Origin of the sequence: Amycolatopsis thermalba (assembly GCF_003385215.1) — a bacterium.
Classification (GTDB): domain Bacteria; phylum Actinomycetota; class Actinomycetes; order Mycobacteriales; family Pseudonocardiaceae; genus Amycolatopsis_E; species Amycolatopsis_E thermalba.
The window spans coordinates 62,738-89,409 of record NZ_PQHW01000011.1; the positions used below are offsets into that span (position 1 = coordinate 62,738).

28 protein-coding genes are annotated in these 26,672 nt (G+C 72.1%); 11 read left to right on the plus strand and 17 right to left on the minus strand.

What is annotated here, in order from left to right; all coding sequences use genetic code 11:
* The first annotated feature begins 54 nt into the window (after nt 1-54).
* Nucleotides 55-1,665, plus strand: coding sequence for a succinic semialdehyde dehydrogenase (locus D0D15_RS07370; protein ID WP_094008284.1), 1,611 nt, complete (start codon nt 55-57; stop codon nt 1,663-1,665).
* Between the two features lie 109 nt (nt 1,666-1,774).
* Here the strand turns inward: D0D15_RS07370 and D0D15_RS07375 are convergent, their stop codons facing one another.
* The 4 genes from D0D15_RS07375 to D0D15_RS07385 all read right to left on the minus strand — a co-directional run bounded on the left by D0D15_RS07375 (nt 1,775) and on the right by D0D15_RS07385 (nt 6,300).
* Nucleotides 1,775-4,786 (minus strand): helix-turn-helix transcriptional regulator, encoded by a 3,012-nt coding sequence (locus D0D15_RS07375; RefSeq protein WP_094008285.1) that lies wholly within the window; start codon nt 4,784-4,786, stop codon nt 1,775-1,777.
* A 63-nt stretch (nt 4,787-4,849) separates the two neighbouring features.
* Nucleotides 4,850-5,026: a hypothetical protein gene (locus D0D15_RS36245; RefSeq protein ID WP_167481465.1), complete on the minus strand. Its 177-nt coding sequence runs from the start codon at nt 5,024-5,026 to the stop codon at nt 4,850-4,852.
* A gap of 166 nt (nt 5,027-5,192) precedes the next feature.
* Nucleotides 5,193-5,393: a DUF397 domain-containing protein gene (locus tag D0D15_RS07380; protein WP_094008286.1), complete on the minus strand. Its 201-nt coding sequence runs from the start codon at nt 5,391-5,393 to the stop codon at nt 5,193-5,195.
* A 55-nt stretch (nt 5,394-5,448) separates the two neighbouring features.
* Nucleotides 5,449-6,300 carry a helix-turn-helix domain-containing protein gene (locus tag D0D15_RS07385; RefSeq protein ID WP_094008287.1) on the minus strand — a complete coding sequence of 284 codons (852 nt, stop codon included), beginning with the start codon at nt 6,298-6,300 and terminating at the stop codon, nt 5,449-5,451.
* A 194-nt stretch (nt 6,301-6,494) separates the two neighbouring features.
* Between D0D15_RS07385 and D0D15_RS07390 the strand changes: the two genes are divergently transcribed.
* Nucleotides 6,495-6,860, plus strand: coding sequence for a hypothetical protein (locus D0D15_RS07390; RefSeq protein ID WP_115944325.1), 366 nt, complete (start codon nt 6,495-6,497; stop codon nt 6,858-6,860).
* Between the two features lie 196 nt (nt 6,861-7,056).
* Here D0D15_RS07390 and tesB read toward each other — a convergent pair whose 3' ends face one another.
* The 5 genes from tesB to D0D15_RS07415 all read right to left on the minus strand — a co-directional run bounded on the left by tesB (nt 7,057) and on the right by D0D15_RS07415 (nt 12,675).
* The gene (gene tesB / locus D0D15_RS07395; protein ID WP_094008289.1) at nt 7,057-7,995 is read right to left on the minus strand and encodes an acyl-CoA thioesterase II; all 939 of its coding nucleotides are present in this window, start codon (nt 7,993-7,995) and stop codon (nt 7,057-7,059) included.
* A gap of 24 nt (nt 7,996-8,019) precedes the next feature.
* Nucleotides 8,020-9,444: a pyruvate kinase gene (gene pyk / locus D0D15_RS07400; protein WP_094008290.1), complete on the minus strand. Its 1,425-nt coding sequence runs from the start codon at nt 9,442-9,444 to the stop codon at nt 8,020-8,022.
* Nucleotides 9,445-9,587: 143 nt separating this feature from the next.
* Nucleotides 9,588-10,256: a DUF2461 domain-containing protein gene (locus tag D0D15_RS07405; RefSeq protein WP_094008291.1), complete on the minus strand. Its 669-nt coding sequence runs from the start codon at nt 10,254-10,256 to the stop codon at nt 9,588-9,590.
* Nucleotides 10,257-10,328: 72 nt separating this feature from the next.
* On the minus strand, nt 10,329-11,522 hold the full coding sequence (locus tag D0D15_RS07410; RefSeq protein WP_094008292.1) for a glycoside hydrolase family 18 protein: 1,194 nt from the start codon (nt 11,520-11,522) through the stop codon (nt 10,329-10,331).
* A 127-nt stretch (nt 11,523-11,649) separates the two neighbouring features.
* Complete coding sequence (locus D0D15_RS07415; RefSeq protein ID WP_094008293.1) at nt 11,650-12,675, minus strand: 6-phosphofructokinase; 1,026 nt, start codon at nt 12,673-12,675, stop codon at nt 11,650-11,652.
* A gap of 255 nt (nt 12,676-12,930) precedes the next feature.
* Between D0D15_RS07415 and D0D15_RS07420 the strand changes: the two genes are divergently transcribed.
* Nucleotides 12,931-14,016 carry a 3-deoxy-7-phosphoheptulonate synthase gene (locus D0D15_RS07420; protein WP_094008294.1) on the plus strand — a complete coding sequence of 362 codons (1,086 nt, stop codon included), beginning with the start codon at nt 12,931-12,933 and terminating at the stop codon, nt 14,014-14,016.
* A 232-nt stretch (nt 14,017-14,248) separates the two neighbouring features.
* Here the strand turns inward: D0D15_RS07420 and D0D15_RS07425 are convergent, their stop codons facing one another.
* Together D0D15_RS07425 and D0D15_RS07430 are read right to left on the minus strand one after the other, a co-directional pair.
* Entirely contained in the window at nt 14,249-14,749 is a 501-nt protein-coding gene (locus D0D15_RS07425; RefSeq protein ID WP_094008295.1) for a polyadenylate-specific 3'-exoribonuclease AS, read from the minus strand.
* Nucleotides 14,750-14,770: 21 nt separating this feature from the next.
* Entirely contained in the window at nt 14,771-15,532 is a 762-nt protein-coding gene (locus D0D15_RS07430; RefSeq protein ID WP_094008296.1) for a lysophospholipid acyltransferase family protein, read from the minus strand.
* A 188-nt stretch (nt 15,533-15,720) separates the two neighbouring features.
* On the opposite strand from D0D15_RS07430, the gene D0D15_RS07435 reads away from it, so the two are divergent.
* The 3 genes from D0D15_RS07435 to D0D15_RS07445 are packed head-to-tail and all read left to right on the plus strand — an operon-like array spanning nt 15,721 to nt 18,064.
* Nucleotides 15,721-16,491 carry an alpha/beta hydrolase gene (locus D0D15_RS07435; protein ID WP_094008297.1) on the plus strand — a complete coding sequence of 257 codons (771 nt, stop codon included), beginning with the start codon at nt 15,721-15,723 and terminating at the stop codon, nt 16,489-16,491.
* Complete coding sequence (locus D0D15_RS07440; protein ID WP_094008298.1) at nt 16,488-16,961, plus strand: hypothetical protein; 474 nt, start codon at nt 16,488-16,490, stop codon at nt 16,959-16,961. The genes D0D15_RS07435 and D0D15_RS07440 overlap by 4 nt, the downstream gene beginning before the upstream one ends.
* Nucleotides 16,958-18,064, plus strand: a complete 1,107-nt coding sequence (locus D0D15_RS07445) for a glycerate kinase (RefSeq protein ID WP_115944326.1) — start codon at nt 16,958-16,960, stop codon at nt 18,062-18,064. Before D0D15_RS07440 ends, D0D15_RS07445 begins: the two co-directional genes overlap by 4 nt.
* Here the strand turns inward: D0D15_RS07445 and D0D15_RS07450 are convergent.
* The 3 genes from D0D15_RS07450 to D0D15_RS07460 are packed head-to-tail and all read right to left on the minus strand — an operon-like array spanning nt 18,061 to nt 20,149.
* A complete protein-coding gene (locus D0D15_RS07450; protein WP_094008300.1) occupies nt 18,061-18,771 on the minus strand; it encodes an MBL fold metallo-hydrolase in 711 nt (236 codons plus the stop codon). The two genes, D0D15_RS07445 and D0D15_RS07450, sit on opposite strands and share 4 nt — an antisense overlap.
* An 18-nt stretch (nt 18,772-18,789) precedes the next feature.
* Complete coding sequence (locus D0D15_RS07455) at nt 18,790-19,545, minus strand: DUF427 domain-containing protein (RefSeq protein ID WP_094008301.1); 756 nt, start codon at nt 19,543-19,545, stop codon at nt 18,790-18,792.
* Nucleotides 19,546-19,573: 28 nt separating this feature from the next.
* Nucleotides 19,574-20,149 (minus strand): TetR/AcrR family transcriptional regulator, encoded by a 576-nt coding sequence (locus D0D15_RS07460; protein ID WP_094008302.1) that lies wholly within the window; start codon nt 20,147-20,149, stop codon nt 19,574-19,576.
* A 104-nt stretch (nt 20,150-20,253) separates the two neighbouring features.
* Here D0D15_RS07460 and D0D15_RS07465 point away from each other — a divergent pair, with 104 nt between their 5' ends.
* Genes D0D15_RS07465 through D0D15_RS07485 form a run of 5 tightly spaced genes read left to right on the plus strand, consistent with a single transcriptional unit; the run spans nt 20,254 to nt 22,646 of the window.
* On the plus strand, nt 20,254-20,448 hold the full coding sequence (locus tag D0D15_RS07465) for a DUF2795 domain-containing protein (protein WP_094008320.1): 195 nt from the start codon (nt 20,254-20,256) through the stop codon (nt 20,446-20,448).
* A gap of 5 nt (nt 20,449-20,453) precedes the next feature.
* Nucleotides 20,454-21,464 carry a DNA topoisomerase IB gene (locus tag D0D15_RS07470; RefSeq protein ID WP_094008321.1) on the plus strand — a complete coding sequence of 337 codons (1,011 nt, stop codon included), beginning with the start codon at nt 20,454-20,456 and terminating at the stop codon, nt 21,462-21,464.
* Between the two features lie 28 nt (nt 21,465-21,492).
* Nucleotides 21,493-22,149, plus strand: a complete 657-nt coding sequence (locus D0D15_RS07475; protein WP_094008303.1) for a HemK2/MTQ2 family protein methyltransferase — start codon at nt 21,493-21,495, stop codon at nt 22,147-22,149.
* Nucleotides 22,127-22,330 carry a CDGSH iron-sulfur domain-containing protein gene (locus D0D15_RS07480; RefSeq protein ID WP_094008304.1) on the plus strand — a complete coding sequence of 68 codons (204 nt, stop codon included), beginning with the start codon at nt 22,127-22,129 and terminating at the stop codon, nt 22,328-22,330. The genes D0D15_RS07475 and D0D15_RS07480 overlap by 23 nt, the downstream gene beginning before the upstream one ends.
* A 28-nt stretch (nt 22,331-22,358) precedes the next feature.
* Nucleotides 22,359-22,646, plus strand: a complete 288-nt coding sequence (locus D0D15_RS07485; RefSeq protein ID WP_094008305.1) for a hypothetical protein — start codon at nt 22,359-22,361, stop codon at nt 22,644-22,646.
* A 2-nt stretch (nt 22,647-22,648) separates the two neighbouring features.
* Here the strand turns inward: D0D15_RS07485 and D0D15_RS07490 are convergent, their stop codons facing one another.
* From D0D15_RS07490 to D0D15_RS07500, 3 genes are read right to left on the minus strand one after another with little or no spacing between them, the layout of a single operon-like run.
* A complete protein-coding gene (locus D0D15_RS07490; RefSeq protein ID WP_162830521.1) occupies nt 22,649-23,635 on the minus strand; it encodes an iron-containing redox enzyme family protein in 987 nt (328 codons plus the stop codon).
* Nucleotides 23,636-23,676: 41 nt separating this feature from the next.
* Complete coding sequence (locus tag D0D15_RS07495) at nt 23,677-24,813, minus strand: carboxylate-amine ligase (RefSeq protein WP_094008307.1); 1,137 nt, start codon at nt 24,811-24,813, stop codon at nt 23,677-23,679.
* On the minus strand, nt 24,738-26,228 hold the full coding sequence (locus tag D0D15_RS07500; RefSeq protein ID WP_094008308.1) for an FAD-dependent oxidoreductase: 1,491 nt from the start codon (nt 26,226-26,228) through the stop codon (nt 24,738-24,740). The genes D0D15_RS07495 and D0D15_RS07500 overlap by 76 nt, the downstream gene beginning before the upstream one ends.
* Nucleotides 26,229-26,672: the final 444 nt, after the last annotated feature.

Genomic DNA, 26,672 nt, shown 5'->3' on the forward strand with positions numbered 1-26,672 from the left:
CCGGCGGTATGCTGTACTCGCCGGTAACGTTGCCGACCAGTGCCAGGAGGGCCGATGACCAGCACCACCGCGAGCACGGGCGAGGCTTCGACGGGGCCGAACACCGTCGGCGGCATCGTCGGTGCGCCCACCGCCGCCCGGGCCGCCCAGCTCGCCCGCCGCGCCGAAGGCGGTCAGGACTCCGCCCCGGTCGAGATCACCGCCCCGTTCACCGGGCTGCCGACCGCGACCCTGCCGCAGGCCACCGACGCCGACGTGCGTGCGGTGTTCGCCGAGGCCCGCAAGGCGCAGCGCGCCTGGGCCGCCCGTCCGGCGACCGAGCGGCAGCGCGTGCTGAAGCGGCTCGGGGACCTGATCCTCGGCCGCCAGGCGGAGATCCTGAACCTGGTGCAGCTGGAGGCGGGCAAGGCACGCATCGACGCGTTCGACGAGGTCAGCGCGACGGCGCTGGTCGCGGGCTACTACGGCAAGCACAGCGCGAAGTTCCTCGCCGCCCGGCGCGCCGCCGGGGTCATCCCGGTCGCGACGAAGGCGGGCGAGATCCGGCACCCCAAGGGCGTCGTCGGGGTCATCTCGCCGTGGAACTACCCGCTCGCGCTGACCGCCATGGACGTGCTGCCCGCGCTCGCCGCCGGGAACGCGGTCGTGCAGAAGCCGGACAACCAGACCGCGTTGTCCGCGCTGTGGCTGCACGAGCTGGCCGAGGAGGCCGGGCTGCCGTCGGGCGTGTGGCGGATCGTGCTGGGGCGGGGCTCGCGCATCGGCGACGCGCTCGTCGAGGAGTCGGACTACCTGTGCTTCACCGGGTCGACGCCGACGGGCAAGGCGCTGGCGGAGAAGGTCGCGAAGCGGCTCACCGGCTACTCGCTGGAGCTGGGCGGCAAGAACCCGATGATCGTCCTGCCGGACGCGAACGTCGCCAAGGCCGCGGCGGGCGCCGTCTCGGCGTGCTTCTCCTCGGCGGGGCAGTTGTGCGTGTCGGTGGAGCGGATCTACGTGCACGAGAACATCCGCGCGGAGTTCACCCAAGCGTTCGTGGCGCGGACGAAGGCGTTGAAGCTGGGCGCCGAGCTCGGGTTCGGCGCGGACATGGGTTCGCTGACGAGCGCCGCCCAGCTGGCGGAGGTGAGCGCCCACGTGGAGGACGCGCGCGCCAAGGGGGCGACGATCCTCACCGGCGGCCGGGCCCGCCCCGATCTGGGGCCGCTGTTCTACGAGCCGACGGTGCTGACGGACGTGACCGAGGACGTGGCGCTGTTCCGGGAGGAGACGTTCGGCCCGGTGGTGTCGATCTACGGCTACACGGACCTGGACGAGGCGATCGAGCGCGCGAACGACACCGAGTACGGCCTGAACGCGAGCGTGTGGTCCGGCAGCGCGGCGGCGGGATGGGCGGTGGCGTCCCGGTTGAAGGCCGGGACGGTCAACGTGAACGAGGGCTACGCCGCCACTTTCGGGACCGTCGGGCTGCCCATGGGAGGCATGAAGGAAAGCGGCTTCGGGCGGCGCAATGGCAAGGAAGGGCTGCTGAAGTACACGGAGGCGCAGTCGATCGCCGTGCAGCGCGGCATCCGGCTGCGGCCGCCGCGGGTGGTGCCGGGGAAGGTCTGGGCCCGGGGGATGACGGTGGGGCTTCGGTTGCTGGGCAAGCTGCCGGGCCGCTGATTCTCCTTGTGCAGAAGCGTTCGGCCGACGTGAGGCGCTTCCACCCGCGGGGCGGGGACTGTTGTCGGCTCACCTCGGGTGGGTGGTCGCTGGGGTCACCGCCGGCGCGTCAAGTCAGCAGGCCCCTGTCGTAGGCGATGGCTACCGCTTCGGCTCTCCGGCTGGCTCCCAGTTTCGCCATCACGCGGGACAGGTGAACGCTCACCGTTTTCTCGCTGATGTACAGCTCTTCGCCGACCTGTCGGTTCGTTCGGCCCAGCGCCACTCGTTCCAGGACGGCTCGTTCGCGTTCGGTCAGCGGGTCGATCGTGGGACGGGTGGCCGGTTTCGGCTCCACGCCCGGGATCTCGATGCGGGCTCGCCGCGCGACCTCCCGCACCGCGTCGCGGAGGGGTTCGGCTCGCAGGCGGTCGGCGACGTCGTGGGCGGCCAGCAGTTCCTTCGCGGCCAGGCCCGCGTCGCCCTGGGCGGCCAACAGCGCTTCCGCGTGGTGCCAGCGGCAGATCGCCTGTTCGTACACCGCCCCGTAGTCGAACGCGGCCACCGCCGCGGCCCACAGCGCCGGGTCGGCCGGGCCCTCCAGTCCGCTCGCGGCGGCTTCGGCTCGCGCCAGCCACGCTCGCGCCTCCGGGCCGAGCGTCTGGGCCCGCGGCTTGCCGTTCTCGCCGGCGTACCGGACGTGCTCGATGAGCTTCCGGCCCGCGATGACCGCCTGCTCGGCCACGCCGTGGTCACCACGCTTCCGGGCGCTCACCGCCCACGCCGTGGCCGCCTCGACCCCCAGTGCGCCGAGGCGGACGGTGCCGAGCAGGTACCCCTCGTCGAACGACAGCAGGAACTCGGTGACCTTCCGCACCCACGCGATCGCCTGCTCGTACTCGCCTTCCCACAACGCCAGTTCGGCGCCCGTCGCGCCGCTCACGACCGCCGTCAGCGGCTCGGCCCGCCAGTGCGGACGCAACTCCCCCAGGTACTTCCGCGCGGTGTCCACCCGGCCCCGCGCGACCGCGAACGGCAGCCAGGACGACGTCATCCGCGCCGCCAGCACACTCGACACACCCCGGGCCGGCGCGTTCGTGCTCGCCATCGCCGGCCAATCGCCGGTGAGATACCGCAGCGTCAGGTGCCGCGCGCGCATCTCCAGCCCGTAGATGCTCCACGTCAGCCCGGTCTGCTCGGCCCGCTCGATGCCGCGCTGGTAGATGTCCATCGCCGGGCCGTACTCGCCCAGGTCCTCGTAGCTGAACGCGAGGAAGCAGAGGGCGCGCAGCTCGACGTTCAGCGCGCCGGAGTCGCGGGCCTTGTTCTCGGCCTCGCGAAGACGCTCGCGCGCCTCGCCCGGCTTGCCCGCGCCGTCGGCCAGCGCGCCCAGCGTCACCAGGGCCGCGGCCTCCGCACCCGTGGCGCCGACAGCCTGCGCGTCGGCGACCGCGGCGTGCGCGTTCCACTGCGAGTCCTCGTGCGTGCCGGCGCTGCGCAGGATCGCGGCCCGGGTGGCCAGCACCCACGCCCGCGTCTTGCTCGGCTCGCCCTCCGCGACCAGCTCCCACGCCCGGTTGATGGCGTTCAGTGCCTCGTGCAGCGTCCCCTCGGCGTTGAGCAGCGCCTCGGCGAGCCGTCGCCACGCCTTGGCCGCCTTCTCCCGTGGCACCCCGTACAGGTTCTGCACCGACGACCGGGCGTAGGCGATCGCGCGCTCCGGCTCCCCCGAGGTGCCCGCGAAGTAGGACGCCTCCTGCAGCAGCCGCAGCTCGCTGATGTCGGCAGGCCGGTCCTCCTTCGGCACCGCGTCCCAGATCTCCAGCGCCTGCTCGGTGTGCCGCAGCGCCGCACCGGGCGCGCCCAGCCGCTCGGCCTCGTCGGCGGCCTGCAGCAACGCGGCCAGCGCCGTCTTCAGGTCCCGGCTGCGCAGGCTGTGGTACGCGAGCTTCGCGTCGTGGCCGCGGCCCTGCGGGATGCGGCGGATGCGTTCGGCGTAGGCCGCGTGCATCCGGACCCGCTCCCCGGGCAGCAGGTCCCCGTACACCGCTTCCTGCAGCAACGCGTGCCGGAACGTGTAGGCGCCCCGCTCGATGACCAGCACGTGGTGGTGCACCGCTTCACGCAGCGCCTCGTCCAGCTCCAGCTCACCCAGCCCGGTGACCTCGGCCAGCGCCGCGTGCGCCACCGAGTCACCGGCCGCCGAGATCGTCCGGACCACCCGCCGGGCCTCGGGCGAGAGCCGTTCCAGCCGGGACAGCAGCACCTCGGCCAGCCCCGCAGGCAGGTCCTCGCAGTCCACCCCCGCGGCCATCAGCTCCTCGGCGAAGAACGGGTTGCCCTCCGACCGCTCCGCGACCCATCCGACGATCTCGGGCGACACCGGCCCGTCGGCCAGCGCCTCGACGAACGCCCGTGCTTCCGCCGTGCCGAACGGCCGCAGCTCGATCTGCTCGACCGCGGGCAGGCGGACCAGCTCCACCAGCATCGCCCGCAGCGGGTGCCGCCGGTACACGTCCTCCTCCCGGTAGCTGCCGACCACCAGCAACCGCTGCCCCCGCAGCCGGTTGAGCAGGAACGACAGCAGGTTCCGGCTGGACGAATCGGCCCAGTGCAGGTCCTCCAGCACGAGCAGCACCGGCCGGTGCGCGGCGACCTGCGTCAGGACGCCCAGCACCGCGTCGAACAGCTGCAGCTGCCCGAGGTCCTGCTCCGGGCGCACCCGGTACGGCACGTCCCGCTCACCGGAGGTGTCCGGCACCAGGTGGTCACCGCTCACCAACGGCGGCGTGGCCCCCTGTGGCAGCAGCCGCGCGAGCGCCGGCCGGACCCGGACGGCCTCGGCGACCTCGGGATCGTCGTCCAGGCTCAGCGGCGACAACGCCTCGGCGAACGGCAGGTAGGGCAGGCCGCCTTCCCGCACGTCCAGGCAGCGCCCGCTGAGCACGAGCGCACCGCGGGACGCGGCGTGCTCGGCCAGCTCGGTGAGCAGCCGGGTCTTGCCCACCCCGGCGTCACCCGATACGAGGACCGCGCCCGCCTCACCCCGCTCGGCGGCGGCGAAGGCGGCACGCAGCCGTCGCATCTCGTCGGCACGGGCGACCAGTGGGATTCCGGAACCTAGGCGGGGCACGACCATCATTCTGTCGCACTCCACCGACAAAACCGGCACACTTTTCACCGTGGGCGGACCCACACCCGCCCCCTACCGGGCCTGTACCAGCTCGGCCGCGCTCGGACGGCGCTGCTCCGGCACGCGGACCCCGGCCTTGTTCCTGGCCCGCCCGAACCAGCGGGGGCCGGGCCGGCTCGCCTTCTCCAGCTGCTCCCGGCGGTAGGCCACCTCGGCCATGACTGCGTCGAACATCAACTCGTTGCGCATCGGGAGTTCCCTCTTCCGGCTCTCTCAGTTCCTCGTGTGAACCTCAGAGTCGTCCTGAGGGCCGCCTCCCGGCATCGGACGATCACCTCGTCCCGGACGCGAAACGACCCCTTACCCCGCCTCATCCCCTGCTCGGCGGCGTAAGGGGTCGTCCGTTCGGCTTACCTCAGGCGCGGTCGAGCGCGCCGACGGCGCGGAGCAGGCCGCGCCAGCTGTCGGCGGACACGTGCAGCTCGCCCGCGCCGGGATTCTTGGAATCGCGGACGCCGACACCTCCGGTGATCATCGCGACCTCGACGCAGTCGTTCCCGCCACCGCTGTGGCTGCTCTTGCGCCACACCGGGGCAAATCGCTCCACATGGGACATTTCTCCCCGCTCCTCACTTCCCAGGCACACGTTGGGTACGGCTCACCGGCAACCGTTATCCGGAAAAACGTTCGGCGGCCGCGGCGATCACCTCGACCGAGTCGTCCGGTTTCAGAGCCGTCGCACGCAAATGATCGAACATGAGGATATAGCGGCGCACATCGGGGGGCAGCTCGAGGAAAAAACCACCCGAAGTGCTGTCCACGTACACCACATCGGGGTCGGCCTGCTCCGGGAATCCGAGGATCAGGAACGGTCCCTCCATCCCCGGGTGGGCGCCCGCCCCGAACGGGACCACCTGGATGGTGACGTGCGGCAGCTGCGCGACAGCCAGCAGCCGTTCGGCCTGGTGCGCCATCACCTCCGGCCCGCCGACGACGCGGTGCAGCACCGCCTCGTCGATGACGGCCCAGTACTCGGGCGGGTTCGGGTCGGTCAGCAGCTGCTGGCGGGCGGTGCGGGCGGCGACCCGGCGCTGGATGTCGGACTCCCCGGCGTCCGGCCGCATGGCGCGGATGACCGCGCGCGCGTACGGCTCGGTCTGCAGCAGGCCGGGCACGAGCAGCGCCTGGAACGCCCGCAGCGAGCTGGCGTCGGCCTCCAGCCCGACGAAGGTGCCGGTGAAGACCTCCTTGTAGGCCTGCCACCAGCCCGGTTTGCGGGCCTCGCGGGCGAGCTGGACGAGCGCTTCCCGCTCGTCACCGGTCATGCCGTACAGCTCCAGCATGTCGCGCGCGTCGCGTGGCGTGACGCCGACGTGGCCGGTCTCGATGCGGCTGATCTTCGACGCGGAACACTCGAGCTTCTCGGCGACCTCGTCGATCGTGAGGTCCGCGGCCTCACGCAACCGGCGCAGTTCACTCGCCAGCCGCCGCCGGCGAATCGTAGGACCCTGACCCCGACTCATGTCCGCTCCTCCACTCCGGCCCGCGCATTCCCCCCGGCGGCTCGTGGACAACCCGTTCCATCTAACCAGCAGAATCCGAAAACCCAGCCGGGGCAGCTCACCCCGTTGAGGTATCTTCGGCGGTTAGCGGTCTGCAAATTGCATAATGCCGCGGTAATCTTGCCCGCGCGAACTGAACTTCCCCAGGAGGCGGCGTGCTCGACCGCGACACCATCGTCGGTCCACTGCAGACGTCCGTGCAGCGCCGGCTGGACGATCTCAGCCGATCGGTGGATCTCGCCGGCTCCGCCCACGAGGTCGACCTCGCCGCCCGGGAGATCCCGCTGCTGGTGGAAGCGTTGCGTGCCACGCTGGCCACGCACGCCCCGGACGCGCGCGGCCACTGCCCGGTCTGCCGCGGCCGCGTGTCGCGGCTGTTCTTCCGCCGCCGCGGGCGGACGCCGTGCCGCGCCTACCTCGCGGCGCAGCTCAGCCTGGGCCCGGGGATCGAGGACGTGGTGCGGCCACGGACGAAGCACCTCCGGCGCCGGCGGGCAGCTTCGCTGAGCCCACTGGGCTGAGGGGCGCGCGGCCGTCGGAGGTGGGATCGAGGCGGCCCCGCTGACCGGCCGACGCGGGAAGGATCACTTTCAGCGCGCACCAGCTCAGCGCAGCCGGGGCACCTCCGGCGATGGCCGGGTGCGCCAGCCTGGTCCGGCCCCTTCGCGGCGGCTCGGTGCGCGCTCGGTGGGGCCTCACACGCCTGCGGTGCCAGCCTCAGTCTCGCTGCGAGGATTGGCCGTCGGGCGGCACGACCCTCAGCAAACCCTCCTGCACGACCGTCGCGATGAGGTGGCCCTCCCGGCTGAAGAAGCGGCCCGTGGCCAGCCCGCGGCCGCCCGAGGCCGACGGGGACTCCGTGTCGTACAGGAACCACTCGTCGGCTCGGAAGGGGCGGTGGAACCACAGCGCGTGGTCCAGGCTGGCGCCCAGCACGCGGTCCAGGTCCCAGTACACGCCGTGCCTCGCCAGGGGCGAGTCGAGCAGGGTCATGTCCGACGCGTAGGTCAGGACGCACACGTGCAGCAGCTGGTCGTCCGGCAGCACGCCGTCCGCGCGCATCCACACCTGGTTGCGGCCCGGCCGCTCGCCGGTCTGCCGGGTCACCCACGGCGGGTCGTTGACGTACCGGATGTCGATCGGCCGGGGACGTTTGCGCACGTCCGGCAGCGCCTGCGGGAACTCGGCGAGCCGTTCGGCGTACGTCGGCAGCGTCTCCGGCTCCGGGACGTCCGGCATCGCGTCCGCGTGCTCCAGCCCCGGCTCCACCTTCTGGAACGACGCGGACAACGCGAAGATCGCCTTGCCGTGCTGCACCGCCACCACGCGGCGCGTGGTGAACGACCGTCCGTCGCGGATGCGGTCGACCTCGTACACGATCGGCACCCGCGGGTCACCCCCGCGGATGAAATACGCGTGCAGCGAGTGCACCCTCCGCTCCGGCGGCACGGTCCGCCCGGCGGCGACCAGCGCCTGCCCGGCCACCTGCCCGCCGAACACCCGAACCGGCGAGTGCGGCGGGCTGACCCCGCGGAAGATGTCCTCCTCGATGCGCTCCAGGTCGAGCAGCGCGACGAGGTTGTCGAGGACGGCCTGCCCGCCGGCGCCTTCCTGGACGTCCAGTCCCGCGGCAGCGTCCCGAGCCAGCTCAGTCATGCGGAGAAGCCTACGGGGCACCCCTCAGGCGTGGTCGTCCTCACCGAGCTTGTGCACGCGGATCAGGTTGGTCGACCCGACGGTCCCCGGCGGGGAACCGGCCACGATCACCACCAGGTCGCCGTCCTGGTAGCGCCCGGTCTCCAGCATCGCGCGGTCGACCTGCTTGATCATGCGGTCGGTCGAGTCCACCGACGGCACCAGCTCGGTGTGGGTGCCCCAGGTCAGCGCCAGCTGGCTGCGCACGCTCTCCTCCGGCGTGAACGCCAGCAGCGGCAGCCGCGTGTGCAGCCGGGCCAGACGGCGGACCGTGTCACCCGACTGGGTGAACGCGACCAGCGCCTTGGCGTTGAGCCGCTCGCCGATGTCCTTCGCCGCGTAGGAGATGACGCCCCGCTTCGTCCGCGGCACGTGCGACAGCGGCGGCACGGCCGGGGTGTCGGCCTCGACGGCCTCCACGATCCGCGACATGGTCTGCACGGTCTCGATCGGGTAGCGGCCCACGCTCGTCTCACCGGAGAGCATGACCGCGTCCGCGCCGTCGAGCACCGCGTTGGCCACGTCGGAGGCCTCGGCGCGGGTCGGGCGCGAGTTGTTGATCATCGAGTCGAGCATCTGCGTGGCGACGATGACCGGCTTGGCGTTCTCCCGGGCGATCTGGATCGCCCGCTTCTGCACCAGCGGCACCTGCTCCAGCGGCAGCTCGACGCCCAGGTCACCACGGGCGACCATGACGCCGTCGAAGGCCAGCACGATCGCCTCGAGGTTGTAGACCGCCTCGGGCTTCTCCAGCTTCGCGATGACCGGGCGGCGGCCCTTGCCCACGCGGTCCATCACCTGGTGGACCAGGTCGATGTCGGCGGGCGAGCGGACGAAGGACAGCGCGATGAAGTCGGCACCCAGTTCGAGCGCGAACTCCAGGTCCTCGACGTCCTTGTCCGACAGCGCCGGCACGGAGACGTCCATGCCGGGCAGCGAGACGCCCTTGTTGTTGCTGACCGGGCCGCCCTCGGTGACCTCGCACACCACGTCCGGGCCCTCGACGCCCTTCACGACCAGGCCGACCTTGCCGTCGTCGACGAGCAGGCGGTCGCCCGGCTTGGCGTCCTTGGCCAGGCCCTTGTAGGTGGTCGAGACCCGGTCGTGGGTGCCGGCGACGTCCTCCACGGTGATGCACACGACGTCACCGGTGCGCCATTCGACCGGGCCGCCCGCGAAGGTGCCGAGCCGGATCTTCGGGCCCTGCAGGTCGGCGAGGATGCCGACCGCGCGCCCGGTTTCGGCGGCGGCCTCCCGGATCAGGTCGTACACCTGCTTGTGGTCGCCGTGGCTGCCGTGGCTGAAGTTCAGCCGCGCCACGTCCATCCCGGCGTCGACAAGGGCTCTCACCTTGTCCGCGGTGGCGGTCGCGGGGCCCATAGTACAAACGATCTTCGCGCGTCGGCTCACGTCCCAATAGCGTAGTCGCTTACCCCGCGCACGTCTGTACCGATCTCTCGAACGGTTCAGGAAACGTTCACCAGTGAGCCGCGTCACGGCTGCTCAGAGGCCGGACAACGGGATCGGAGCCGAGTTCACCCGAACCGGGGAGGTCAGCGGCGGGGCTTCTCGCTGACGCCGACGTGGTCGCGTGCCCACTCGTTGAACGGGCGGACCTGCCGCCAGGCCTTGCGGACCCGGTCCAGGCACGCGCGCTCGTGCAGGGTGTCGTCCGGGTCCCAGGACTTCACGGCGTACAGGGAGCGGTGCTTGAGCAGCTCCAGCCGCGGGTGGTCGTCGGGGTAGCCGCGGGGCTTGGTCTTCATCGCGTCGCCGGTGACGGTCCAGCCGGCGCGGCGCAGCTTCGCCAGGATGTCCTCCAGCGCCTTGCCGTGGATGTCGGTGTCGACCGCCTGCCGGAAGCGGGCCAGCTGGTCGGACTGGAGGTGGAAGCAGCCGCCGCCGACGCGCATCCCCGCCGACGAGACCTCCACGTAGTAGGCGCCGCCGCCGCGGCCCTGCTCGATGACGCCGCCGCAGTGCGTCTTGTACGGGGTCTTGTCGTTCGAGAAGCGCACGTCGCGGTAGGGGCGGAAGACCTTGCCCTCGCCGAAGCCCGGGCCGAACTCCGGGGTGAGCTCGGCGAGCAGCGCCTCCATCGGGCCGCGCACGTCGGACCGGTAGATCTCGACGTGGTCCTCCCAGTACGGCTTGGAGTTGTCGGCGCTCAGGCCGTCGTAGAACTCGACCGCGTGCTCTCCGAATCCGGCGAACTTCGTCACCGCGCCACGATAATCCCCGGCACCGGCACCCCCGGCCGGGTCCGCCACGGGGACGGACCCGGCCGGGCGGGCTCAGGAGTTCATCGCGGTGATGAGCTCGCCGTCGGCGGTGTCGCCGGACAGCTCCCAGAAGAACGCGCCGCCCAGGCCCTGGCTCTTGGCGTAGCTCATCTTCCCGGCGATGGTCGCCGGGGTGTCGTAGCTCCACCACTCCGAGCCGCACTTGGCGTAGGCGGTTCCGGCGATCGTCCCGGTGGACGGGCAGCGCGCCTTGAGGATCTTGTAGTCCTCGACGCCCTGCTCGTACTTGCCCGGCGCCGGGCCGGTCGCGCTGCCGCCCGGGGCCGCCTGGGTGACGCCGGTCCAGCCGCGGCCGTAGAACCCGATGCCCAGCAGCAGCTTGCTCGCCGGCACCCCCTTCGACCTCAGCTTCTGGATCGCCGCGTCCGAGTGGAAGCCGGCGACCGGGATGCCGTCGTAGGAGGTCAGCGGCGAATGCGGCGCGGTCGGGCCGGCCGGGGTGAAGCCGCCGAAGTAGTCGTAGGTCATCACGTTGTACCAGTCGACGTAGCGCGCCGCGCCGCCGTAGTCCGCCGCGTCGATCTTGCCGCCGGACGACCCGTCCGCGGTGATCGCGGCTGTCACCAGCTGGCCGCCGAAGCGCGATCGCAGCGCGGACATCAGGGCCGGGAACGCGCCCGCGCCGCTGGTGTCGCAGGTGGCGCCGCAGGCGTTCGGGTACTCCCAGTCGATGTCGATGCCGTCGAACACGCCCGCCCAGCGCGGGTCGTTGACCAGGCGGTAGCAGGACTCGGCGAACGCGGCCGGGTTCCGCGCGGCCTGGCCGAACCCGCCGGACCAGTTCCAGCCGCCGAAGGACCACAGCACCTTCAGGTTCGGGTACATCTGCTTGAGCTTGCGCAGCTGCCCGAAGTTGCCGCGCAGCGCGCCGGCGTCCCACGTGTCGGCCACACCGTCGACGCTGGTGGCGGCCGAGTAGGCCATGTCGTAGGCGGCGTAGCCGTCGCCCACGGCGCACTGGCCGTTGGTGACGTTGCCGAACGAGTAGTTGATGTGGGTCAGCTTGGCCGCCGACCCGCTGGTGTGGATGTTCTTGACGTAGTACGCCCGGTCGTAGACGCCCCACTCGGCGAAGTAGCCGAGCAGCTTGCCCACGGGCGCCGCGGTCGCGGCGGGCGGTGCGGCGGTGATCGTCATCAGGACCGCGGCGAACAGTCCGCCGAGTGCGAGGCCGAGTCTGCGCATGATGCCTCCCTGAGGGCCGGAGGGGACACCTGCGACGGTAGGAGGTCTGAACCAATCCGACAATGGTTCAGACCACTGAACACGACGAAAGTAGGGGCGCGGCGGTCGTCCGCCGCGCCCCGCGCGATCAGCCGAAGAAGACCTCGGCCTCCTCGTAGCGCTCCGGCGGCACGGTCTTCAGCTCGGCGGTCGCCTCGGCGAGCTTGACCCGGACGATGTCGGTGCCGCGCAGGGCGACCATCGTGCCGAAGTCGCCGTCGGCGACCGCGTCCACGGCGTGCAGGCCGAAGCGGGTCGCCAGCACCCGGTCGTAGGCCGTCGGCGTGCCGCCGCGCTGGGTGTGCCCGAGCACCACCGCGCGCGACTCCTTGCCGGTGCGCGCCGCGATCTCGTCGGCCAGCCAGGTGCCCACGCCGCCGAGCTGAACGTGCCCGAACGCGTCCTTCTCCCCGGTCTTGAGCACCTCGGCGCCGCCCTCCGGCACCGCGCCCTCGGCCACCACGATGATCGGCGCGTACATCTTCTCGAAGCGGCGCTCGACCCACTCCACGACCTGCTCGACGGAGAACGGCCGCTCCGGCACCAGGATGACGTTGGCGCCACCGGCCAGGCCGGCGTGCAGCGCGATCCAGCCCGCGTGGCGGCCCATGACCTCGACGACCATCGCGCGGTAATGCGATTCGGCGGTGGTGCGCAGCCGGTCGATCGACTCGGTGGCGATGTGCACCGCGGTGTCGAAGCCGAACGTGTAGTCGGTGGCGGCGAGGTCGTTGTCGATCGTCTTGGGCACGCCGACCACGCCGACGCCGTCGTCGGTCAGCTTCTTGGCGACCCCGAGGGTGTCCTCGCCGCCGATCGCGATGAGCGCGTCCACGCCCTGCTCGGCGAGGACGGACTTGATCCGCTGCACGCCGTCCTCCTCCTTGTACGGGTTGGTGCGCGAGGAGCCGAGGATGGTGCCGCCGCGGTTGAGGATCTCCTCGACGTCGGCGAGGCCGAGCGGCCGGCTGTCGCCGGTCAGCGGGCCGCGCCAGCCGGAGCGGAAGCCGACGACCTCCCACCCGTGCGTCTCGATGCCCTTGCGGACCACCGCGCGGATCACCGCGTTGAGCCCGGGGCAGTCGCCGCCACCGGTCAGCACGCCGACACGCATCTGATCAGACCTCCGAAAAGTTGTGCTGGTCACACCTGGCGATCGCCAGAGTAGCGGTAGTCACCCTTGATCGGTAAAGCGGCGGGAGCGGGTGCTAGGGTGTCGGACGTGCAGCGCTATTTCTGGTTTAGCGGGCCGGCCCTGGGTGGGCCAGCCGGCGGCCTCGCTGCGCGCTGACCTTCCACCCTGGAGCCGGAGATCGACCGGCTCGTCAGGGACTCGTGCGGGCCGGTCACCGAAAGGAAACCCCCGTACATGTCTCTCAGCGCAGGCCCCGCGGACGTCACCGAAGGCCTCGACAACCAGCGCACCCTCGGCGTCAGCCCGTTGATCTCGCCCGCCCTGCTGCGGCAGGAGCTGCCGGTGGACGCGGCGATCGCCAAGACCGTCGCGCAGGGCCGGGCCGCCGCCGTCGACATCCTGAACGGCGACGACGACCGGCTGATCGTGGTCGTCGGCCCGTGCTCGGTGCACGACCCCGCGGCCGCCCTCGACTACGCCCACCGCCTGGCCGAGCACGCTGCCGGCCTGCGCGACGAGCTGCACGTGATCATGCGGGTGTACTTCGAGAAGCCGCGCACCACGCTGGGCTGGAAGGGCCTGATCAACGACCCGGACCTGGACGGCAGCTACGCCGTCAACAAGGGCCTGCGGATGGCGCGCAAGCTGCTGCTGGACATCTCGGCGCTGGGCCTGCCGGTCGGGTGCGAGTTCCTGGACCCGATCACGCCGCAGTTCATCGCCGACACCGTGAGCTGGGGGTCGATCGGCGCCCGGACCGCGGCCAGCCAGGTGCACCGCCAGCTGTGCAGCGCGCTGTCCATGCCGGTCGGGATCAAGAACTCCACCGAGGGCGACGTGCAGGTGGCGGTGGACGCGACCCGCGCGGCCGCGGCGAGCCACGTGTTCGCCGGGATCAACAACGACGGCCTGGCGGCGCTGTTCACCACGGCCGGCAACCCGGACTGCCACGTCATCCTGCGCGGCGGCTCCGCCGGGCCGAACTACGACGCGGCGACGGTGGCCGACACCCTCGCGCGGCAGGCGAAGGCGGGGCTGCCGGAGCGGGTGATCATCGACGCGAGCCACGGCAACAGCGGCAAGGACCACGTGCGGCAGGGCGTGGTGGCCGGGGAGATCGCGGACCGGATCGCCGCCGGGGAGCGCGGGATCGCCGGGATCATGCTGGAGAGCTTCCTCGAGGCCGGGCGGCAGGATCTCGTGCTGGGGCGGGCCGGGGAGCTGGCGTACGGGCAGTCGATCACCGATGCTTGCCTGGATTGGCGGAGCACTGGGGAGCTGCTGGACCGGCTGGCTTCCGCTGTGGCTGCGCGGCGGTAGGGCGCTACGCGGGTTTCTCAATCGCCGGCTTCGCTTCGCTACGCCCCGATTGGTGCCCTCCCGAACCCGATCTTTCAGTGTTCGGTTGCCGAGAAGTCGCGTCAAGGCGGGAAAGCATGCCTTGACCCGACTGCTCGGCAACCGATTTGGCTGGGGATCGGGTTGCGGGAGAGGGGTGGCTCGGGCGGTTGGTGCTTTGCGTTGCCGGGTGGCGGTCGGGTGGTGGGGTTGGTCAGGCGGGGTAGCCCTTGCGGCGTCGTACCTCGTCGATGATGCGCCAGCGCTCCAGGTTGAAGCGGGCGTCGGCCAGGGCGTCGTGCGCGTTTTGCGGGGGTAGGGGCAGCTTGGGCTTGCCCACGTCCTCCCACCGCTGCCTCAGGTCGCGCGTGAACCGGGGCAGCTGGCGCGGCAGCTCGGGCATCGTGCCCCACAGCTGGGCCAGCGCGACGTGATCGTAAGCCGCGTACCAGGCCCACAGCTCGATCCCGCCGGGCGGGCGCCCGAAGAACTCCAGCAGGTCTTCCCGGATCCGGGCCCGGCTGCGCCACGCCTGGTCCGCCGGCGAGGGCAGCTTCGGCAGGACGTTCTCGCGCACCCACGGGCCGGCCTTGGCGGGGTCGAAGTCGGTGGAGACGGCGTAGAACTCGCGTCCCCGCTCATCCACGACACCGATCGACACCAGGTCGATCGTCACGCCGTCCTCGATGAATTCGGTGTCGTAGAAAAACCGCACCGGAGCACCTTAGACAGGCGCCTAGCCGGCCTTGGTCTGCGGTACCCGGTCGACGTCGGGCACGCCACTCTGCGCCGGCACCACCGCGCGCACCCCGGCGGCCTCGGCGGCCATCAGTTCCTTGGCCCTGGCCGCGTAGATGTCGACGTACTCCTGGCCGGACAGCTCCATCAACGCGTACATGATCTCGTCGGTGATGGACCGCTCGACGAACCGGTCCCCGGACAGGCCCGCGTACCGCGAGAAGTCCAGCGGCTTGCCGAACCGGATCTCCAGCCGGCGCGGGATCCACATCTTGGAACCGATCGGGTTGACCTTGTCGGTGCCGATCATGGCGACCGGGATGACCGGGACACCGGCCTCCAGCGCGACGCGGGCGACACCGGTCTTGCCCTTGTAGAGGCGGCCGTCCGGCGAGCGGGTGCCCTCCGGGTAGATGCCGAGCAGGTTGCCCTCACGCAGCAGCCGGATCGCGGTGTCCAGCGCCGCCTGCGCGGCCGAGCCGCCGGAGCGGTCGATCGGGATCTGGCCCGCGCCGGTGAAGAACCACTTCTTGAGGGTGCCCTTGACGCCCTTCTCGGTGAAGTACTCCTGCTTCGCCGGGAAGGTGACGCGGCGCTTGACGCGCAGCGGCATGAAGAACGAGTCGGCGACCGCGAGGTGGTTGCTCGCGAGGATGGCGCCCCCGGTGTCGGGGACGTTCTCCACCCCGGTCACCTTCGTGGGCCACAGGAGCCGGAGCACCGGCCCGAGCAGCACGTACTTCAGCAACCGGTACAGCACGCGACGTGCCCTCCTACCTGCCCGAACAGCCTGCCGCGTCCAGGGTAGGAAACGGCGTCCAACCGCACAACGGCCGCACCCGCAGTGGGCGGGAGGTCACAGCCGGGGGACGGCGCGCGACGGGCGGTCCCGGAGCGGGCCGGGGCATGCGACGATGGGGCCGCGTTCGGAGGAGAGGGGCGGATGCCATGCCTGTGCTCGCCGGTGCGGAACCGTTCGCGCACACCGGTTCGGCCGAGGTCGGGGTGCTGCTGTGCCACGGCTTCACCGGCACGCCGCAGAGCCTGCGGGGCTGGGCCGAGCACCTGGCCGCGCGGGAGTTCACCGTGCGGCTGCCGCGCCTGCCCGGCCACGGCACGACGTGGCAGGAGATGAACAAGACCGGCTGGCCCGAGTGGTACGGCGCGGTCGAGCGCGAGTTCCTCGACCTGCGGGAGCGCTGCCGGTCGGTGTTCGTGTTCGGTCAGTCGATGGGCGGGACGCTCGCGCTGCGGCTGGCCCAGCAGCACGGGGACGCGGTCGCCGGGCTGGTGCTGGTCAACCCGTCCGTCACGCGGCTGAGCTGGGACACCAAGCTGCTGCCCGTGCTGTCGCGGGTGGTGCCGTGGTCGCGCGGCGTCGCCAACGACATCGCCAAGCCGGGCGTCACCGAGCTGGCCTACGACCGGGTTCCGGTGCGGGCGGCGGCGAGCCTGGCCCGGCTGTGGAAGCTCGTGCGGGCCGACCTGCCCCGGGTGACGCAGCCGCTCCTCCTGCTGCACTCGCTCGTTGACCACGTCGTGGAACCCGAGAACGCGCGCATCGTGCTGTCCGGCGTGCGCAGCCGGGACGTGACGGAAGTGGTGCTGGAGAAGAGTTTCCACGTCGCGACCCTGGACCACGACGCGCCGCTCATCTTCCGGCGTAGTGTCGAGTTCGTGGAAGCGGTCCGTGACCCGGGGCAGGTGGGGGCCCGATGAACTCACGCGTTCCCGATCCCGAGGACGTCGACGCCACCTTCGCGGCGATCGTCGCGGACCTGCGGGCCGAGGGGGTCGGCCTGATCGACGACGAGGCCGAGCGGACGCCCGCGCGGCCCGAAGCGGCCGAGCCGGAGAAACCCGCGGAGCCGGAGAAACCGGTCGCCGACGCGGGCTGGCGCGGTGGCGGCACCCCGTGGGAGGACACCGTGCTGGGCGACGACCCGGCCGGGGACGACGAGCACTACGTGCCGCCGGAGCCGCCGCCGTTGCCGCGGCCGGGCAAGGGCGCTTTCGTCGTGCTGCTGTTCTTCGTCGCCGGGCTGCTGTTGCTGATCGTGCCCGGGGTGGTCGGCGTGAGCACCACCGTCGCGACCCCGCTCGGGATCCTGGCGCTGGCGACCGCGATCGCGTTGCTGCTGCTGCGGGTCAAGCAGGGCCCGCCGGACGGCGACGGGGCGCAGGTGTGACGCGGGTCGTCGTCGCTCCGGACAAGTTCAAGGGCTCCCTGCCCGCCGAAGCGGTGGCCGCCGCGATCGCGGCCGGGCTGCGGCGCGGGCGTCCCGGGGCCGAGGTGCTGGAGTGCCCGATCGCCGACGGCGGCGACGGGACGGTGGCCGCCGCGGTGGCCGCGGGCTTCGAGTTCGTGCCCGTGCGGGCGAGCGGGCCGGTCGGTGAGCCGGTCTCGACGGGTTACGCGCGCCGGGACGGCACGGCGGTGATCGAGCTGGCGGCGGTGTCCGGGCTGGCTCTGCTGGACGAGCTCGCGCCGCTGACCGCGACGACGCTCGGGGTCGGGGAGCTGATGCGGGCCGCGCTGGACGCCGGCGCGTCCCGGCTGGTGCTGGGGCTGGGCGGCAGTGCGAGCACCGACGGCGGGGCCGGGTTGCTGCAGGCGCTCGGTGCGCGGCTGCTGGATTCCGCGGGCGCGGAGCTGCCGCCCGGCGGGGCAGCGTTGCGGCGTCTGGCACGGGTGGACCTGGACGGGCTGGACCCGCGGCTGCGGGACGTCGAGCTGCTGGTGGCCAGCGACGTGGACAACCCGCTGCTGGGTGAGCACGGCGCGGCCGCGGTGTACGGGCCGCAGAAGGGCGCGTCGCCGGAGGACGTCGAGCTGCTGGAGTCGGCGCTGCGGCACCTGGCGGAGGTCGTGCGGGCGTCGGGGCTCGACGTGGCGAACGTGCCGGGGGCGGGCGCGGCCGGCGGCACCGGGTACGCGCTGGCGCTGCTCGGGGCGTCGTTCCGGCCGGGGATCGACGTGGTGCTGGAGCTGACCGGGCTGACGGAGAAGCTGCCGGGCGCGGACCTGCTGATCACCGGCGAGGGCTCACTGGACGAGCAGACGCTGCGCGGCAAGGGCCCGGCGGGCATCGCGGCGGCGGCCGCCGAGCGCGGCATCCCGGTGGTGGCGCTGGCCGGGCGCAACACGCTGTCGCCGGAGGCCCTCCGGTCGGCGGGCTTCACCGCCGCCTACGGACTGACCGACATCGAGCCGGACGTGCGGCGCTGCCTCGCCGAGCCGGCGCCGCTGCTGGAGCGCCTCGCCGCGCGGGTGGCGCGGGAGCACCTCTAGCCGCCGAACAGCGTGTGCCACTCGTCCAGGTTGCGGGGGCGGTAGACGAAGTTGTTCTCCTTCACCGAGGACAACGACGCCGACGGCGCGGCCGAGTACTGGTGCCCGGGGTAGACCACCGGGTCGCCCGGCAGCTCCGCCAGCCACCGCAGGCTGTGGTACATCGCCTCGGCGTCGCCGCCCGGGAAGTCCGTCCGGCCGCAGCCCTCCAGGAACAGGGTGTCCCCCGCGACGAGACGGCCGTCGACCAGGAAGCACTGGCTGCCGGGCGTGTGGCCGGGCGTGTGCAGCAGCCGGATCGGGATGGCGCCGACCTCCACGACGTCGTCGTGGTCGTGCCCGGTCAGGTCGGTCGCCGACACGCCGGTGACCCGCTGGACCCACTCCGTCTCGTCGCGGTTGACGTGCACCGGCACGCTCTCCCGCGCCAGCAGCTCGGGCAGCCCGGCCAGCGTGAACCCCATCATGCTGCCGCCGACGTGGTCGGGGTGGTGGTGCGTGGCCAGCACCCCGGTGAGGCGCATGTCGTCGGCCGCCAGCACGTCCAGCAGGTCCCCCACGGCGTACGCGGGGTCCACGACCACCGCCTCCCGGGTCTCCCGGTCGCCGATCAGGTAGGCGAAGTTGACCATCTGGGTGGCCACCGGATCGCCCACCGCGAAGTCGCGGCCGGACAGCAGCTGGCGGAAGTACAAGCGGTCGCTCATGCTCCGCAGGGTAGGCCGTCAGGCGAACTTGGTCTTCGGGCGCTCCTGCTTCACGCCGTCCAGGTAGACGTCGACCTTTTCGTCGTAGAACGCGACCAGCCCCTGCACCTTCTGGCTCTCCGGCAGCGGCGTCCGGTAGTACCAGACCACGTCCTCGTGCAAAGCGTCCCCGACGCGCACCGAGTAGTACTCCGCCTCGCCCTTGTACGGGCAGCGGGTGATGGTGTCGCTGGGTTCGAGCAGGTCCAGCCGCACGTCGGTCTTGGGCAGGTAGTAGCGGGTCGGCAGGCCGGTCTCGAACAGCAGCCGCGGGCTGCGGGATTCGGCCACGGTCACGCCGTCGATCTCGATGCGCACGTGCCGTGAGCTGGCGAGGATGTCGACGCGCGTCCGCGGGTCGCGCGGGTGCACGAAGATCTCCTCGTCCTCCTCGAACCAGGCGTCCATCGCCGCGAAGTCGAGCCGCACGTGCCCCTTCAGCGCCTCCAGCGGCGAGTCCTGGTACTCCAGCGCCGCGCCTGCCGCCTCGCGGCCGCCCACCCGCACGGTGAACACATCGGCGTCGCCCCGGCTCGGCGAATGCGCCGTCTCGCCGGTGGCGACCAGGTAATCGCCGCGCACGTCCGCCCGCGGGACGTAGTAGGCCGGGTAGTACGGAACCTCCCACACCATGAGCGGGCGCAACGTGTCGGCGACGACCTGCCCGCCGAAGACCGCCCGTACGCGCTTGGTGCCCGGCTCGGTCCGGACCCGGCCACGACCATCGGTTGTCATACCGGTCGCAACCACGCCGGTCGCGGGCTTATTTCCGGTGCCGGGCCAGCAGGTCGCGCGCCATGTCGCGGGCCCGGAGGGCGGCATCGGTGTCACCCTCCGCGGCGGAGACGATCGCGCCCTTCATCAGCAGGTGCCAGGAGCGGGCGAGGTCCTCGGGCTCGGCCAGCCCGGCCTCACGCGCCAGCCCGGCCACGATGTCCCGGATGGTGTCCAGGTGCCGGATGCAGGCCCGGCCGAGCGGGTGGTCGGCACCCATCTCGAGCAGGACGTTGACGAACGCGCACGCGTCGAAGTCCTCGGGCGAGCGGAACCAGTCGTCGAGCACGTCGAAGATCGCCAGCAGCCGGCCCTCCGGCGTCTCGCCGCGGGCGCGGGCCTGCCGTTCGATCAGGCCGACGGTCCACAGCTGCTCGCGCCGGTCGAGGAAGGCCAGCACGAGGTCGTCCTTGGACGGGAAGTGCCGGTACAGGGTCGCCTTGGCCACCTGGGACCGCGCGATCACCTCGTCCACGCCGACGGCGCGGATGCCGCGGCGCGAGAACAGCTCGTAAGCGGTCGTCAGGATCCGCTCACGGGCACCGGCGGGCAGCGTGGTGGTCATGGCGCGCCGATGATAGCCCCGCCGGACCGGGTGCGGAACCGGCCGGACAGACCGGTCTGCCCGAGCACCCGTTTGCCGCAGTGGACGTGGGGTATCCGGCGGCCATGACCACGCCCGACCCGGAACGACTCCGCGCACTGCTGTCCGATGTGGACTTCCCGTGCGATCGGGCCGAGCTGATCCGCCAGGCCACGGCCCACGGCGCGGACGACAGCACGCTCGGGCACCTGGGCGCGATCCCCGACTCCACCTACCCCGACCTCGACGCCGTGACCAGCGCCTGCGGCGAAATCACCTGATGGCCATGCGGCTGCGCAAGAGCAAGCTCTCCGAGCCCGGCATCCGGCGGCGGCGCAGTGGCCGAGGCTTCCGCTATTTCACCCCCGAGGGGGAGCCGCTGCGCGACGAGGAGACTCTGCAGCGGATCAAGAGCCTCGCGGTGCCGCCGGCGTGGCGCGACGTGTGGATCTGCCCGTATCCGAACGGTCACATCCAGGCGGTGGGCACCGACGACGCCGGCCGCCGCCAGTACCGCTACCACGACCGCTGGCGCCAGGAGCGGGACGAGGAGAAGCACGAGCGCGTCGTCGAGCTGGCGAAGCGGCTGCCGCAGTGGCGCCGGCGGGTCGCCGAGGACCTGGTCAAGCCGGGTCTGGGCTGCGAGCGCGTGCTGGCGGCGGCGCTGCGGATGATCGACCGGGGCGTCTTCCGGGTCGGCAGCGAGGAGTACGCCGAGAACAACGGCACCTACGGGGCCGCGACCCTGCTGCGCGAGCACGTCACCGTCAAGCGGGACGAGCTGACCTTCTGCTACCCCGCCAAGGGCGGGATCGAACGCAACATCACGCTGAGCGACGCCGAGCTGGCCGCGGCGGTGAAGGCGTTGCGCCGCGCGCGGACGGGAAGCGACCGGTTGTTCGTGTACCGCACACCCAACGGCTGGCACGAGGTGCACGCCGACGAGATCAACGAGCGCTTCAAGGAGATGGTCGGGGACGACTTCACCGTGAAGGACCTGCGGACGTGGAACGCGACCGTGCTCGCCGCCACCGCGTTCGCGGCAGCCGAAGAGGTGAAGTCCCAGCGCGGGCTGAAACGCACGCAGGCCGCCGTGATGCGCGAGGTGTCCGAGGAGCTGGGCAACACCCCCGCGGTGTGCCGGAAGTCCTATGTGGACCCGCGGATCGTGGAGGCGCACGCGCGCGGCAGGACCATCGCCTCGGCGGTGCACCGGCTCGGCCACACCGGCATCCGCGGCGACGAGGACCGGGAGGTGCTGGAGCGCGCGGTCGTCCGCCTGCTGGACAACGTTTGACTTCTCCTCCTGGTGGTACCTGCAACAGGTGAAACTGCTCAGACTTCCCGGGGTGTACCGGCCACAGGCGGACACCTGGCTGCTGATGCGCGCGATGCGGGAAGCGCGCCTGCCGGCCGGCGCGCGGGTTCTCGAGGTGTGCACGGGCACCGGCGCGCTGGCGATCGCCGCGGTCCGCAATGGAGCGGCGAGCGTGACCGCGGTGGACCGGTACCTGCCCGCGGTGCTGAGCGCGCGGTTCAACGCGCGGGTGCGCGGGCTCCCCGTGGAGGTGCGGCACGGCGACCTCTCGCGGACCATCGAGGGCGCGCCGTTCGACGTGGTGCTGGCCAACCCGCCGTACGTGCCGTGCGAGTCGGGCGAGGACCCCGACGGTGCGGCGCTGGCCTGGGACGCCGGCGTGGACGGGCGCAAGCACCTGGACTGCCTGTGCGACCGGGCCTACGACCTGCTCACCCCCGGTGGGACGATGCTGGTGGTCCATTCGTCGCTGTGCGGTACCCGCCAGACGGTGGAGATGCTGCGGGACAACGGGTTGAAGACCTCCGTGGTGGCGCGGGCGATCGAGCCGTTCGGCCCGGTGCTGCGTGGCCGCGTCGACTTCCTGGAACGCTCCGGGCTCATCGCGCCGGGGCAGCGACACGAGGAACTGGTGGTGATCCGTGCCGATCGGACGGAACGCTGAGCCCCGCAAGGTGACGCTCGTCGACGGCGGGCCCGTGCTCGTGGAGGGCCCGGTGGAGCTGGAGATGCCCGACGGGACGGTCGCGCGCTCGGACCGGTTCGTGGTGGCGTTGTGCGCGTGCCGCCGCAGCAAGCGGTACCCCTTCTGCGACACGAGCCATCGCAAGCGCGTGCGGAACTGAGGTTTCCCGCCCCCAGTAGGATGCGGCCGTGAAACCGCCGCTCGCAGTCCTGCTCACCGCGATGTCGCTCTGCGGCGGGCTGGTGGCCTGGGCGGCGGTGACCGCTTTGGAGGCGAAGCGCTGCCTGGAGGGACAGGACTTCAGCGCCGCGATCAGCGCGCGGGGCTGTGAGATCGGCACGGCGGCCGGCGGGACCGTCGTGGAGCCGATCCCCGGGCCACCGTTCGAGGCGGGAGTGGCGGGAGCCGCCGGGTTCCTCGTCCTGACCGTGGTGCTGGTGCTCACCCGCCGCGCGCGGCGGGTGAGCACCGGGTAGGTCTACAACGGCTCGCGCAACGCGCTGCGGCCCTCCTGCCAGGCGCCCAGCACGTGGTCGGCGAAGCGCTGCTCCACCAGGTCGGTGGCCTGGATGCCGAACACGATGTCGCCGGCCAGTTCCGGCTCGGTCGCCAGCAGGCCGCCGAGGACGTCACGCCGCATGATCTGCTCGTGCACCGCGTCGGCCTCGATGTGCTCGGTGTAGAAGTACCGGCACCGTTCGTCGGCGTCCAGGCGCCGCAACGCCTTCTCCATGCGCTGGGCACTGGGCGCGGTGGTGATCTCGGCGGCGGCGAAGTGCCCGGCCAGCGCGGCGCGGAACCGGCGGTGCAGGCCGAACAGCGACATCATGTTGACCACCGCGAGCATGCAGGCCGGGGCGTGTTCCAGGTAGTGCAGGTAGTCGGAGTTCAGCCCGGCGCCGTCGAGCAGGTCGGCGTAGAGCTGGGCGTGCACCTGGTCGGCGCGGCCGCCGCCGTACTCGTCGAACTCCACGGCCACCAATGCCGCCTTCGGCTTGCCGCGCAGCCGCGGGATCACCCACGCGTGCGGATCGGCCTCCTTGTGGTGGTAGATCGAGCGCAGCACGAAGTACTCGCGGAGGTGGTCCCAGGTGCCCTCGGCGGCGAGGAACTGCGACAGGCCGGTGCCGTTCACCGGCTCGACGAGCAGCGGCGCGAGCGCCTCCTCGACGTCGTCGCCGCCGGGCGTGTGCGCGCGCAGGGCGGCCAGGAACACCCGCTCCATGGCGGCGCGCAGGCGCAGCAGGTCGGGGTCCCACTCCCAGTCCGGGTCGACCCCGGTGAACCCCTGGTAGTGCAGTTCGTAGCAGACGTGCAGGGCGAGCTGGAGGTCCTCGCCGAAGGGGTCGGCGGCCACCGTCTCGGGCAGTTCCGGGAAGTCCCCGCGCTCTCCGCGGCCGAGGGCCTCGATCACGGCCGCGGAGAGCGGTCCCCTGGCTGCCGGGAGGGCAGCCGAAAGCGTCATGGCAGTCGTCACGACGGACGGTTACCCCGGCCCGGTGCTGGTCAACCCTGGTGGGTGAGGGTGGCGAGCAGCGCGGGCAGGCCGGCCGCGGCGGCCTTGCGCTGCCGTCGCGCGCCGCTGCCCTCGCGGCGCAGGCGTTCCAGGGTGATCGCCACCAGCTCCCGGTCACCGGTTTCGTCGAGCGCGGGTGCGACGTGGTCGACCAGTTCGGTGACGAGCTGCCAGGCCGGCATCCGGGTGGCGCGCAGCGGGTGGACTCCCTCGCCGTCGATCCCGTCCCGGGCCGCGGCCCACAGCGCGGCCGCGGCGACCTGTTCGGACATTTCCGGCGGCGCGGTGTCCTCGGCGAGCGCGCGGCGCACCAGGGCGCGGGACAGCACGGCCTGCAGAACCGCCTCGTCCACTGTGGACGTGGCATCGGCGACGCGGAACTCCAGCGTCGGGAACGACGAGGACGGGCGGACGAGCCAGAACGACATCGACTCGTCGACCAGCGCGCCGCAGTCCACCAACCGCCGCACCTCGGCGCGGTAGGCCGCGTGATCGGGGAAGCGCGGCGGGATTCCCGCGCCGGGGAAGCGGGACTGCTGCACCATCCGCCAGCTGCCGTAGCCGGTGTCGCGGCCGCGGTCGAACGGCGAGTTCACCGACAGCGCGAGCAGCGTGGGCAGCCACGGGCGCAGGTGGTTCATGACCGCGACGGCTGCCTCCGGGCCGGGCACGCCGACGTGGACGTGGCAGCCGCACGCCTCGTAGTCGGCGACCATGCCGCGGTAGATCCGGTCGATGTCGCCGAAGCGGCCGTCCTGGTTCTCCGATGTGGACGGTCCGGACAGGACCGGGGTGCCGCAGGAGGCGACGACGGCGCCGTGCACGCGGGCCGCGTCGGTGAGGGCCGTGCGGTTCATCACGAGCTGTTCGCGCAGGCGGCCGGCCTCGGTGCACACGCCGGTCGCGGTCTCCACCTGGGTGGCGCGCAGCTCGCGGTGCAGTTTCGCGCCGGGCGGCAGGGGCGGGTCGGCGGCCAGGATCGCGGCCGCGCGTGGCAGGGTCGCGCCGGTGGCGGGGTCGAGCAGCAGGAACTCCTCCTCGACGCCGATGGTCAGGCCGGCGGCAGTGGCCGGGTCGCCGGGCCCTGGATCACCGAGCCGTCCGTGGCGAATCGCGATCCGTGACATGCGCAGTCCCAGGTCTTCTCGGCGTTGTTGAACGCGACCACGCAGCCCAGGTGGGTGCAGCGGGCGCTGACCTCCCGCAGCTGCCCGTCCTCGCCGCGGTAGGAGGCGACGACGTCGGCGCCGCGGCGGGACACCTTGGCGGTGCCCGGGGCGAGGTCGTCGGGGGTGGCGGTGAGGGCTCGGGAGTATCCGGTGACGTACTGCTTGCCGACCTTGACGCCGTCCTCGGCCAGGGTGACCGAGGACTTCAGGTCGAAGCGGTTCGGGTCGTAGAGGCTCGCGGCGGGGTGGTCGCCACCGGTGATCAGCTGGGTCAGGACGAGCCCGGCGGAGGTGCCGCCGGTCATGCCCCACTGGCCGAAGCCGGTCGCCACCCACACGTTGCGGGTGGCCGGGTGGTAGCGGCCGATGTAGGGGACGTTGTCGAGGGTGGTCATGTCGTGGGCGGACCAGCGGTGGGTGGCCTTGGTGACGCCGAAGGTCGCGGCGGCCTCGGCGAGGCGGCGGTAGCGGGCCTCGACGTCGACCGGTTCACCCGTGCGGTAGTGCTCGCCGCCGACGATGACGTAGTGGCGGTCGCCTTCGGTGTGGCCGCGGATGGAGCGGTGGGTGACCGCGTCGAGGTACACCCCGGGCGGCGCCTGCCCGTCCCCGGCGACGACGAGGTCGCGGGTGATGTCCAGGCGGGCCCAGTAGAGGCCGCGGTCGAAGATCGGGTAGTGGGTGGCCACGACGACGTCGCGGGCTTTCACCTGGCCGCGGTCGGTGTGCACGGTGGGTGTGGGCCGCTCGTCCAGCTTGCGGGCGCGGACCCGCTCGACGATGCGGCCGCCGAGCTGCTCGATCGCGTCGGCGAGGCCCAGCAGCCAGCGGCGGGGGTGGAACTGGGCCTGGTCGACGAACCGGACCGCGCCGACGGTGGTGATCGGCAGGTCGACGTGCTCGACGAAGTCCGCGGGCAACCCGGCCTCGGCGGCGGCCTCGGCCTCCTGCTGGAGCTTGCCGAGCTGGGCGCGGTCGGTGGAGTAGACGAAGCTGTCCCGCCGGACGAAGCCGCAGTCGATGCCCAGCTCGGACGACGTGCGGGCCACCCACTCGATCGCCTCCAGCTGGGCGCGCCCGTACCGCGTGGCGGCTTGCCTGCCCTTGCGGGAGGTGAGGGTGGCGTACTTGAGGGCGTGCTGGGCGGAGAGCTTGGCGGTGGTGTGGCCGGAGACGCCGGAGGCCACCTCGGCGGCCTCGAGGACGACGACTTGCCGTCCGGCGCGGGCGAGCCCGTAGGCGGTGGTGAGACCCGCGATGCCGGCCCCGATCACGACGACGTCCACCTCGGCGGGCAGATCACGCCCACCCCGGTCCGGCGCCGGAGCGGTCTCCACCCAGAGGGAACGGGGTTCAGGCAGCTCGATGCTCACGGCCCAGATTGCCCCGGAGCAACGAAACCGAAACGCACCGGAGGGCGCGCAGCGCGGATCTTCGAACCCAAGGTAGCTGGGTGGTCATCCCGTCGCCTGACACGTGACGATCACTTTGAGCCAGGCCCGCAACCCAGGCTCTCTCCGGCGGCCGAACATGCCAACCTTGCGGGCCTGGCTCAAAGTGATATGCACAAACCGGAAGGCGACGGGATGACCACACAGCGACCACCTCGCCAAGGCGAGACGAGGCACCCCTTGGTCATCCCGGAGCCTGCCCGTCCGGCGAGGACATCTTTTGATCTTTAGAGGTGACGTTGGGCAGGCGAAGAGCCCGCCCTACGGGCGGATGGCGCCTACGGCGCCAAAAGGTCACCTTACGACCACCCCCGCCCCCGATGCCTGATTGTGTTTCAGTCGCCGAGCAGGCGTGTCAAGGCGGGA

Coding starts and splice junctions, on each gene's coding strand:
- D0D15_RS07420 (WP_094008294.1), top strand. CDS start 12,931: ATGTCTCTCAGCGCAGGCCCCGCGGACGTCACCGAAGGCCTCGACAAC.
- D0D15_RS07435 (WP_094008297.1), top strand. CDS start 15,721: ATGCCTGTGCTCGCCGGTGCGGAACCGTTCGCGCACACCGGTTCGGCC.
- D0D15_RS07410 (WP_094008292.1), bottom strand. CDS start 11,522: ATGCGCAGACTCGGCCTCGCACTCGGCGGACTGTTCGCCGCGGTCCTG.
- D0D15_RS07490 (WP_162830521.1), bottom strand. CDS start 23,635: ATGACGCTTTCGGCTGCCCTCCCGGCAGCCAGGGGACCGCTCTCCGCG.
- D0D15_RS07450 (WP_094008300.1), bottom strand. CDS start 18,771: ATGAGCGACCGCTTGTACTTCCGCCAGCTGCTGTCCGGCCGCGACTTC.
- D0D15_RS07460 (WP_094008302.1), bottom strand. CDS start 20,149: ATGACCACCACGCTGCCCGCCGGTGCCCGTGAGCGGATCCTGACGACC.
- D0D15_RS07470 (WP_094008321.1), top strand. CDS start 20,454: ATGCGGCTGCGCAAGAGCAAGCTCTCCGAGCCCGGCATCCGGCGGCGG.
- D0D15_RS07415 (WP_094008293.1), bottom strand. CDS start 12,675: ATGCGTGTCGGCGTGCTGACCGGTGGCGGCGACTGCCCCGGGCTCAAC.
- D0D15_RS07465 (WP_094008320.1), top strand. CDS start 20,254: ATGACCACGCCCGACCCGGAACGACTCCGCGCACTGCTGTCCGATGTG.
- D0D15_RS07370 (WP_094008284.1), top strand. CDS start 55: ATGACCAGCACCACCGCGAGCACGGGCGAGGCTTCGACGGGGCCGAAC.
- D0D15_RS07495 (WP_094008307.1), bottom strand. CDS start 24,813: ATGTCACGGATCGCGATTCGCCACGGACGGCTCGGTGATCCAGGGCCC.
- D0D15_RS36245 (WP_167481465.1), bottom strand. CDS start 5,026: ATGCGCAACGAGTTGATGTTCGACGCAGTCATGGCCGAGGTGGCCTAC.
- D0D15_RS07385 (WP_094008287.1), bottom strand. CDS start 6,300: ATGAGTCGGGGTCAGGGTCCTACGATTCGCCGGCGGCGGCTGGCGAGT.
- D0D15_RS07375 (WP_094008285.1), bottom strand. CDS start 4,786: ATGATGGTCGTGCCCCGCCTAGGTTCCGGAATCCCACTGGTCGCCCGT.
- D0D15_RS07440 (WP_094008298.1), top strand. CDS start 16,488: ATGAACTCACGCGTTCCCGATCCCGAGGACGTCGACGCCACCTTCGCG.
- D0D15_RS07455 (WP_094008301.1), bottom strand. CDS start 19,545: ATGACAACCGATGGTCGTGGCCGGGTCCGGACCGAGCCGGGCACCAAG.
- D0D15_RS07380 (WP_094008286.1), bottom strand. CDS start 5,393: ATGTCCCATGTGGAGCGATTTGCCCCGGTGTGGCGCAAGAGCAGCCAC.
- tesB (WP_094008289.1), bottom strand. CDS start 7,995: ATGACTGAGCTGGCTCGGGACGCTGCCGCGGGACTGGACGTCCAGGAA.